We start from the raw sequence: 10,109 nt of genomic DNA, 5'->3' as shown, positions 1-10,109 counted from the left end.
TGTTTCTAGCATATTAATATCTCAATATTAACTTTAATATATTATGTTTATAAGATTTTTAAAAGTGTTTCTAGCATATTAATATCTCAATATTAACTTTAATATATTATGTTTATAAGATTTTTAAAATAATATATAACTTAAAATTAATGCAAGAAGATTATGAATATTAATATATTTTATTTTTTAATTGGATATGCGGTAGTATAGACAGCTTCTAAATGCTTTATACTTGTTTTAGTATAGTTTTGTGTAGTAGATAGACTTTTATGACCTAATAGCTCTTGAAGAGAGCGTAAATCTGCACCATGCTCAAGCAAATGTGAAGCAAAACTATGTCTAAATGAATGAGCAGTTAAATGCTGCGGTAAACCATAAAAATGCTTTAATTTAATTAATTCACGATTAAATACCGATGGTTGCAATTTCTTACCCTGCTTTCCTCTAAATATGGGTTCATTATCACCTAACTTATATGGCAATATTTCTAAATATTGGGTAATTAAATTTTTAGCAATCGGTAACCACGGAATTATTCTTTCTTTACTACCTTTACCTATTATTCTTATAAATTCTAGATTTTGTAGATGAAGTTTCGTAATTGATAATGCTTCCGATATACGTAGACCTGAAGCATATATAAGGACAAGTAGGGCTTTATTTCTAAGTTCTACCCATTTAACATTCCCGTATTCTTCAATATGTTCAAGTGATATTACTACATCATCTTCCGATAAAGCTTTTGGTAACAATTTAGTCTTTTTAGGAGATTTTATAGAAAAAATTATATGACTATTTAATTGTGTTGTTTTCTCTAAAAACCTATAAAAATTTTTTACTGCAGATAAACCACGTGAAATTGAAGAAGCGGTAAAATTATCACAGTTACGTTTTGCAAGCCAACTTCGGATTAATCTTATATCTGCGGTTTTAATATGATTTATCGTTACAAGCTCTGAATTATAATAATTCATAAACTCAAGAAAATGCTTAAGGTCATTATTATAAGAAATTGCTGTATGATTAGAGTAATTTCTTTGCAAAACGAGGTATTTTTGCCACTTATTTATTAATGCTTGAATTGATGTATCTAACATTTATAAAAACTTAACTATTTTTAATATTATTCTTAATGCTAACAATTATTGATAATTTTATAAATGTTAGCATGAATTGAAGGTTTATGTTTACATATACGTAACCTATAAAACATAAAAAATTTTTTAGGAGAATGAATAATGTGAAATAATACACAATTTTTAGATTTAATGAAATCCTATATGAATCCAGAATTTTATATGAGTTCTATGAAAAATATCCTTAGTGTAGATCTTGCATCTATCACAAATACAATGCCAAGAGCTATGAATATTCTTTTAATAACTAACCAAATTGCTACAGAAAGCATGCAATCTTTGCTTAAGAAAAATTCCGAAATTATACAAAATAATGTTAATACTATTTTGAATACTACTAAAGAAGCAGCAACTTCTAAAGATTTCAAACAAGCTAGTGAATGTCATCAAAAATGTTTAAAATCTCTTTATATCTTTTAGCTACTAGATGCCTGCTTTCGCAGGAATGAGATAGTGGGATCTCCTATCAGTTGCTCGCCTTTCTGTTTAACCAATTTTGTAAATAAGATTCTGCTAGCTCCTGATCTTCTATAATAATTACATTTTCAGCATTACGTTTATCGGCAGCAGCCGTGAAATTAAACGAACCGGTTATTACTTTCTTTTTATCAATAATTATAACTTTATTATGAGCGATTCCTGGTACTTTATCTATACCTACATCAATTTTTGCTCGTTGTAATTCATGTAATTTAGAAAATTTTTGCTTTAAATTACTACGATCAAGCAATATTCTAACCTTTACTCCTCGCGCTTGTGCATTAATAAGTGCAGTAGTAATTAACGCATCGCTCATACCGTATGCCTGCATATAAATAGATTCTTTAGCTTTATCTATCTGATTGGCTATAAACTTAGTACAACCGGCAGGCGGAGTAAAACATGTACTAACTTTACTTCTTGAAAGCTCTGAAATATTGTAATGCTTTATTTGCAAAGTAGATAAAGCTAATGATTTTTGACTTATTAGATTAGTAAAATAATCCGGATTCTGTCCATAAATACCTAAAGCAATTCCCAAGATAAAGGCAATAGATATTTCTATAAATTTATTATTTTTTCTCTTCATGACTTATTTATATTTTAGGCGTTGCATAGATCGGCTTTTCCGTCATTGCGAGGAAAATTACAAAGTAATTGACGAAGCAATCTCATGAGATTGCCACGCAGCCTATGGCTGCTCGCAATGACGATTTAGTATCCTTTAGTGCCAAGATATTTCAAAAAATTAACAATTAATATAAACAGTAGACGAAGTTTAATTTGAAAAATTGGCGTCGTTGTTTCATATTTTTTGATCCTCACGTACTAGTACTAGTATGTACGCTGCGGTCCAAAAATATGAAACAACGACGCCAATTTTTCAAATTAAACGAGTATACCTTATATCTTTAAACTATTCCACATACTATTAACCTTGTCGATAACTTCCTGACTCATTTCTATTTTTTTACCCCATTTTCTATTTGTCTCAGGATATATTTTATCGGTTGCATCTATTCCCATTTTACTACCAAGGCCTGACTCAGGAGATGCAAAATCCAAATAATCTATCGGGGAATTATCTATAAAGCTCGTATCACGCCTTGGGTCGCTTCTTGTTGCTATTGCCCAAATTACTTCTTGCCAATTACGAACATCAATATCGTCATCTACAACTATAATAAACTTACTATACATAAAGTGCCGTAAGTAAGACCAAATCCCAAGCATTATTCTTTTAGCATGACCGGGATAGGATTTTTTAATCGATACTACCGCAACTCTATATGAACAACCTTCAGGTGGAAGCCAAAAATCGACTATTTCCGGAAATTGTTGCTGCAATATAGGAATAAAAATTTCATTTAATGCTTCACCTAAGATTGATGGCTCATCAGGCGGTGCTCCTGTATAGGTGCTTAAATATACTGGATTTTTCTTCATCGTTATTGCGGTAACCGTAAATACAGGAAATTCCTCAACATCATTATAATATCCGGTGTGATCCCCAAAAGGACCTTCAGGTAAATACTCCTCTAAACTTACATAGCCTTCTAGCACTATTTCACTATGTGCAGGTACTTTGAGGTCAATAGTTTTGCATTGTACCAACTCTACTTTTTTATTACCGAGTAAACCAGCAAAATTATACTCCGAGATATTCTCAGGTATCGGCATAACTGCTGCCAAAGTTACCGCTGGATTTGCCCCGATAACGATAGCAGTAGGAAAAGGTTCTTTTTTTGCTTCTTTCCAACGTTTATGATGCTCTGCTCCGCCCCGTAACTTTAACCAACGCATCAATAGCTTATTTTCTGAAATAACCTGCATTCTATATATGCCAAGGTTGTAATTATCGATTTTATCTTTTGTTGGACCTCTAGTAAATACTATACCCCAAGTAATTAAAGGAGAAATATCATCCGGCCAACATCTTTGGATCGGCAATATATTGATATTCGGTTTGTCAATGACGATTTCATGACAAGCTGCTTTTGATACGGTTTTAGGAGACATAGCAAATATACGCTTAGCAAGTGGTAACATTGACAATGTGTCTTTAAAAGATGCGGGAGGTTGCGGCTGTTTAAGGAATGCTAGTAAAACGCCAAGTTCTCTTAATTCTTTGGGTGACTTAAGTTTAAGCCCCATACAAATACGATTTATACTAGCATAAAGATTAGTTAGAACAGGTATGTCGGACTTAATGCCGTCGACTTTTATAACATTTTCAAAAAGTAATGCAGGTCCGCCTTGTGCTAATACTCTTCTACTAATTTCAGTAATTTCTAAGTTAGTTTTAACCTCAAGAGCAATACGCTTTAACTCACCGTTTTTTTCTAAAAATTTTAAAAACTCCGGTAAATCTTTAAAGCTCATAGTTTTTTTTGTTTATAATGTGCGGCTTATTTTATCGTCATTGCGAGCAGCCATAGGCTGTGTGGCAATCTCATTAAAGATCCTGAGATTGCTTCGTCAATTACTTCGTAAATTCCTCGCAATGACGATACGGTATGACCTGATGGATTTCGCTACTTACTAAAATTAGCTTTTACCTGCATATCATTCTGAATGATTGTGTAGTTAATTAGCTCATCAATTACAGAATTTTTAATATTATATATTATATTTTTTTCTGAATTGACATGAATATTTTTAGCTGTTAATTCATCGACACTGCTAGATTTAATATGTGCAAAATATACTTCATCACCTACTTGAAATACAGGCGTATTACTTCCTATTTTAGTATTAAAAATTGATAATAATATTTCAGGAGTTAGTGTTAGATCATTTTCCATTTCGGATCTAATATAGCTTTTTTTGCTTATTTTTATTCCGGTAGCTTTAAGCTCTTTTATGTTCTCTTGATCTGAATTATATTCCTTTGCTAAATCCTTGATAATTTTTAAGTTTACATCTGCAATATTCCGCTTTATCCAAGCTTTATTTACCTGCTCTTTAATAGCATCAAATTCAGGTATTTTTGCCGGCTGAATAGATTTTAATTCTACCAATATAAGATAGCTTTTATCCTCTGTTTCTATAGGATAAGATAATTCACCTTCCGAAAGCTCAAAAATACTATCGGCATTTTCAGCAATTATTTTATCTTCAATAAGCTCTGCATAACTGATATAGTTAACGTTTTGTATCGGTAGCTTATATTTTTCGGCAATTTCAACTAAGCTAGAACCGGCTGCCGTCTCATCTTCCAGCTTTTTAGCAAACTCCATATTAAGTATGTCGATTTTTTGAGCCTTTAATAAATCATGTAATTGTTTTTGTACCGCTTCAAAACTTTGATCACCGAATTCATCTTTATTTTCATTATAAAATTCTAACAACTCATCTTGAGTAACTGAGACTTTTAAATCCTTAATATTAGCTTTAATATAAGAAAAGCTGCGTTTCTCAGGTACCTCAAACGCGGTTTTATTATCTTGGTAAAAATCCTTTAATTGCTGACCGGTAGGAGTAGGGATTTGTAAATCTTTCGGTTTATTTTGTAAATCTATTTGTATTAATTCTACTTCTCTTTTTTCAGCCATATAATCTACTATATTGTCAGTCATAGCTTTAGGAACATAGAAACTTTCTATAAAAGTACCAACAAAAATATTTTTTAGAGCTTTTTCTTTGAAGTTTAATAAATATTTTTCTTCATCCATATAAGAATTTCTAAAATAAGTTTTAAAAATTTTTATATTGAAAACACCTTGCTCATTTTTAAAAACCGGTGATTCTTTAACTAAAATTTTAACTGTATCATCACTGAGATCTAAGTCATAATAACTCACTAAATAATCTAAGACATTATCGTAAACAAGCCTTTTTAGGATTCGGTTATCAATATTTAACTGTGCTATTTCTTCATCTGTTAAACTTGTCCCCGTTTGCTTACTTATAGAATTAATTTCTAAAGATTTTGCTCTCAAAAAATCTTCCTGGGAGATATTTTTCACATGAGAAAAAGTAACAATATCGCCGCTTCTTCTTCCATTTAATACATCTTTAATACCAAAGCCGACAAAAGCAAAAGCTATCATTGCGAATAAAACCCGCATTATAAAACTATCGGCAGTTTTTCTAATATTATCTAACATAATTTTTTATTTAAGTTTTTATCGTCATTGCAAGGAAATTATGAAGTAAGTGACGAAGCAATCTCAGGATATTTGACGAGATTGCCATGTCGCTTCGCTCCTCGCGACGTTTCTCAAGACTACATTATAAAGCAAAAAAGCCTATATAGTCAAACTATATAGGCTTTTTTTATGATTATAGAACGGTTAATTAAAAATTAACACGAACTTTTACACTACCTTGCTGAGCGAAATACTTACTTCCGATATTGGTATCGTAGTTAATCCCGTATTCCATCATTTTATGCTTAGCAGTAACACCGACACCGACATCAAAACTTGTTTTGCTTTGCTTAAAGCTGTTGGTTGGGAGAGGAGCAGTCATACCTTGTAATCTTGCATCAATCGCCGAAACTTTATTCTTAAATGCATAATCGACCATTGCGTAAAGCTCAGGTGTTAGCACTATTTCATTGACATTGATATTACTTGATACTTTAGCACCGAGTAAACCGTCGAAAGTATTATAGTTCTTGCCTTTAACGGTAAGATTTTGGTAAGTAGTACCGGTTTCCTTATAGCCCTTATCTTTGATAGTCGAATATCTAAGCCCAGCTAGCGGTGTTAAGTTAATATTCTCAGGCATCATATAGGTATAACCAGCCATTAACTGACCTGTATAGCTTTCGGATTTATACTTACCGTTTGCAGTTTGATAACCGACAGTCTCTAGTGCTGTTGCAATAACACGTCTTGATTTGCTTCTTATCTTATTATCTGAGTAAGATGCTATAGCTTCAACGAAGAGATTTTCATAAGGTACATTATATAAACCGTATAAAGAATAGATGTTACTCTCTACCTTATTTTTATCGCCCGTTTTATTATTTTTTAGCTTAATGTCAGTATCGGATCTTGTATATGCAAGTCCGAGTGCTAGATCATCGCTAACGAAGCCGTCAAAACCTATAGTGCCACCAGTTGTATCAGACTTATAACCACTTATATTGTTACACATCTTCTGCGTTGCATTACCGACAAACGGGCTTATCCACGCACCAAACTTAGCATCCATATCTTCATCACCGGAAGAAACAGGACCTTTATTCGCTACTTGTACTTTATCCATTCTAGCATTTAGAGCAGTTATATTACTTGATATATTACTCGCTACAACTTGATTATTAACGGCAGCTATAGTATCGCTAGGTTTTACAACATCTTGCATGAGATGAGTTGTAGCATCTGCTTCCTGTAGCGGTGTCATTAGACCAAAGTTATTGAAAGCTTGACGTGCATCTGAACCATTGGGAGCATCCTCCATTAACTCAAGCGATTTCTTTATATTTGCAGCATTTGGGATATTTGCAAGCGGTCCACCCGGTGCAAAATCTTCAGCTATAACATCTGCAGCTATATCCTCTGCAAATAACGTTAAAGTCGATGCATCAAAAGTAAAGTCAACAAAACGGTTGTCATTATTAATAGTTATTTTAACATTCTCTTTAGGAGTAGGCTTTAAATCACCTGCTGTTTCTGCAGATATTACCGTATATTTTGTATCTGGGCTTATATTATTCATGTCGAAATTAGTAGCAGTAACAACAAGTGCTAAAGTTGAAACCCCTAATAAATCAAGAGTACTACCTGATTTAATTAAGATATTACCACCTGACTTAGCTGCTCCATCAAAAGTAGTATTTAAGGTTAGCGTATCGGTAAAGCTACCGGTGCCAGTATATGTTACGTGATTTGCACCTAAAGTAAGTGTAGTACCGCTACCTGTTATATTACTATTAAAGGCTAGGCTATTGCCGAAATTAATAGTAGCACTATTAGCCACAAAGCTGGTAGCTGTTACATTTTTAGCAAAACTAGTGATAGAACCTTTGGCTAAAGTAACCGCACCTGTATTAGTGAATGTATTGGCAAAACTTGTAGTACCGCCAAGTGTCGCTGTACCTTTTGAGTTAACACTGCTTGCAAAACTTGTAGCACCTGCCGTTGTGATATCACCAACCGAATTAGCCGCAGTCCCTACAACACCGCTAACACTACCGCCATTCGTGAAGTTTAGCTTCAAAGCCTGACCACCGGTTTTATTTATGCTGCCTGTTAAGTTAAAGTTTGCAGGTAATGTTAAAGTATTTGTGCCTGTACCTTGGATTTCGCCGATTTTAACGTTACCGCCTTTGGCAATAGTTACATTTCCTGCACCTACTTTTAACATAGCAATCCCGTTTACTCTATTAAGATTACTTGCACCTAAAACTATTAACGTACCGTTATTAGTACCGCCGGTATTTTGGACTGCTCCCGCAACACTTACATTGTTATTTAATGTTACCGTACCGTTTTTTGCATTAAAATCTAAGAAACCGCCAATATGACCGGTTTGAGTTAATTGAACAGCATCATTAAATAAAACTACATTTGCCTTAGTAGCTCCAAGTTCTAATTTACCTGTAATATCAAGCTCTATATTTGTTGTATTAAAAGTGGTACCTGCCGCACTGCAATCTCCCGCTCCTTTGAAAACTATAGTTTGTAACTTATGAGCTCCACCAAACGTCTTGCCTCCGGCTATCGTTAATTTTTTTCCTGCAGTTACAGAATTTAATATTACTACACCCTCATTGTCATTATCAGGATCTATATTCGCACCTAGTGTGATCGTACGGTCGTTTCCTGAACTATTTTGTAATATTAATTGAGCATCCGCATGTGCAAATTGAATATTTCCTGCCGGTATATTTAAATTACCATTATTTGCATCAATCGTATAAGTAGCATTGTTTATTTGTATAATACCAGCATTAAATGCTGTACTACTAGTAAAATCTGCATTATTGTTAATACGCACGTTCTGTATACCTTCTAAATTTACATCGTCAGTTATTGTAACGGCATTATAAATAAGTAAAGTGTTAAATTTATTACCGCCTCCATCACCGATATTTCTAGCGGTACCTGCTACATTACTCCCAATGTTCAGGCCATTAACCCCACCATCAAAGACTACATTACCTTCATCAGCACCGGGAGCTACTAAATCAGCTGCTAATAATATATTTTTTACTCCGCCTCCGGTTAAGTTAGAAAGTACTAAAGCAGAATCTAGAACTCCAAAATTAATATCTTGAGCATTTAATATAGTAACATCACCAGCACTTGCATCAATTGCAAAAAGATTACCGGCTCCAATATTGATTTCTGCAACTGTTCCTATAGTTGAATGATATGCCGTAAGTGACTTTGTATTAACATTTAATATAGCGTTATTGCCGTTTGCTATAGCTCCTTTAAAATAATAAGGGATTGTGTTACCACCACCATCAAGAGGTCCGTTAAACTCTAAAGTACTCCTGGCTCCAAAATCTATATTATTCGCAGCTAGGCTTCCTCCAGCTTTTAATGTTATTCCTGCTCCTACATTCACTGTTGCTAATGCTACCGTATTACCTATATTGCCAGTTACTGTACTATTACCGGTAAACGTTGCTATACCATTATTTGCATTACCGGTATTATCTATCGCTCCGGTCACCACTACAGGATTCGTAAATGTCACTGCTGACGCAGCATCTGTTAAGTTTATTGCATTCGCTTTTACCACTCCGCCTTGTACTTGTAGCAAACCTGCTCCTACATTCACTGTTGCTAATGCTGCCGTATTACCTATATTGCCAGTTACTGTACTATTACCGGTAAACGTTGCTATACCATTATTTGCATTACCGGTATTATCTATCGCTCCGGTCACCACTACAGGATTCGTAAATGTCACTGCTGACGCAGCATCTGTTAAGTTTATTGCATTCGCTTTTACCACTCCGCCTTGTACTTGTAGCAAACCTGCTCCTACATTCACTGTTGCTAATGCTGCCGTATTACCTATATTGCCAGTTACTGTACTATTACCGGTAAACGTTGCTATACCATTATTTGCATTACCGGTATTATCTATCGCTCCGGTCACCACTACAGGATTCGTAAATGTCACTGCTGACGCAGCATCTGTTAATTTAGTCGTAGTAGCTTTAATAACCGCTCCCCCTAACGTGGCTTTACCTGCTCCTACACTTATCGTGGCTAATGAATTTGTATTACCTATATTCCCACTTACTTGACTTAATGCACCATTTAAATTTAAGACACCTACATTATCACCACCTGTGGTGTTATCAATCGCACCTGTTAATACTGCATTTGCATTTGTAAGAGTTAATACCGACGCAGCATCTGTTAATTTAGTCGTAGTAGCTTTAATAACCGCTCCCCCTAACGTGGCTTTACCTGCTCCTACACTTATCGTGGCTAATGAATTTGTATTACCTATATTCCCACTTACTTGACTTAATGCACCATTTAAATTTAAGACACCTACATTATCACCACCTGTGGT

The 10,109-nt window shown here is 34.1% G+C and carries 6 protein-coding genes; 1 reads left to right on the top strand and 5 read right to left on the bottom strand.

All coding sequences use genetic code 11. The annotated features are described in order from the left end of the window. Positions 1–179: 179 nt before the first annotated feature. Positions 180–1,097 carry a tyrosine recombinase XerC gene (locus GCO76_RS07865; RefSeq protein WP_410956780.1) on the bottom strand — a complete coding sequence of 306 codons (918 nt, stop codon included), beginning with the start codon at positions 1,095–1,097 and terminating at the stop codon, positions 180–182. A 183-nt stretch (positions 1,098–1,280) separates the two neighbouring features. Between GCO76_RS07865 and GCO76_RS07860 the strand changes: the two genes are divergently transcribed. Then, a complete protein-coding gene (locus GCO76_RS07860; RefSeq protein ID WP_410956779.1) occupies positions 1,281–1,556 on the top strand; it encodes a phasin family protein in 276 nt (91 codons plus the stop codon). Between the two features lie 46 nt (positions 1,557–1,602). Here the strand turns inward: GCO76_RS07860 and pld are convergent, their stop codons facing one another. From pld to GCO76_RS07840, 4 genes are all read right to left on the bottom strand, one after another. Continuing rightward, on the bottom strand, positions 1,603–2,205 hold the full coding sequence (gene pld, locus GCO76_RS07855) for a phospholipase D (RefSeq protein WP_410956778.1): 603 nt from the start codon (positions 2,203–2,205) through the stop codon (positions 1,603–1,605). Between the two features lie 314 nt (positions 2,206–2,519). Beyond that, on the bottom strand, positions 2,520–3,998 hold the full coding sequence (locus GCO76_RS07850) for a UbiD family decarboxylase (protein WP_103897366.1): 1,479 nt from the start codon (positions 3,996–3,998) through the stop codon (positions 2,520–2,522). A 152-nt stretch (positions 3,999–4,150) separates the two neighbouring features. Continuing rightward, positions 4,151–5,725, bottom strand: a complete 1,575-nt coding sequence (locus tag GCO76_RS07845; protein ID WP_410956777.1) for a SurA N-terminal domain-containing protein — start codon at positions 5,723–5,725, stop codon at positions 4,151–4,153. Between the two features lie 190 nt (positions 5,726–5,915). Continuing rightward, a partial coding sequence (locus GCO76_RS07840) for an autotransporter outer membrane beta-barrel domain-containing protein (RefSeq protein ID WP_410956776.1) occupies positions 5,916–10,109 on the bottom strand: 4,194 nt, incomplete at its 5' end.

Source organism: Rickettsia koreansis (assembly GCF_046532895.1).
GTDB classification, from domain to species: Bacteria; Pseudomonadota; Alphaproteobacteria; order Rickettsiales; family Rickettsiaceae; genus Rickettsia; species Rickettsia rickettsii.
Note: the sequence above shows the minus strand (reverse complement) of the source record. Positions and strands in the feature narration are given on the sequence as shown.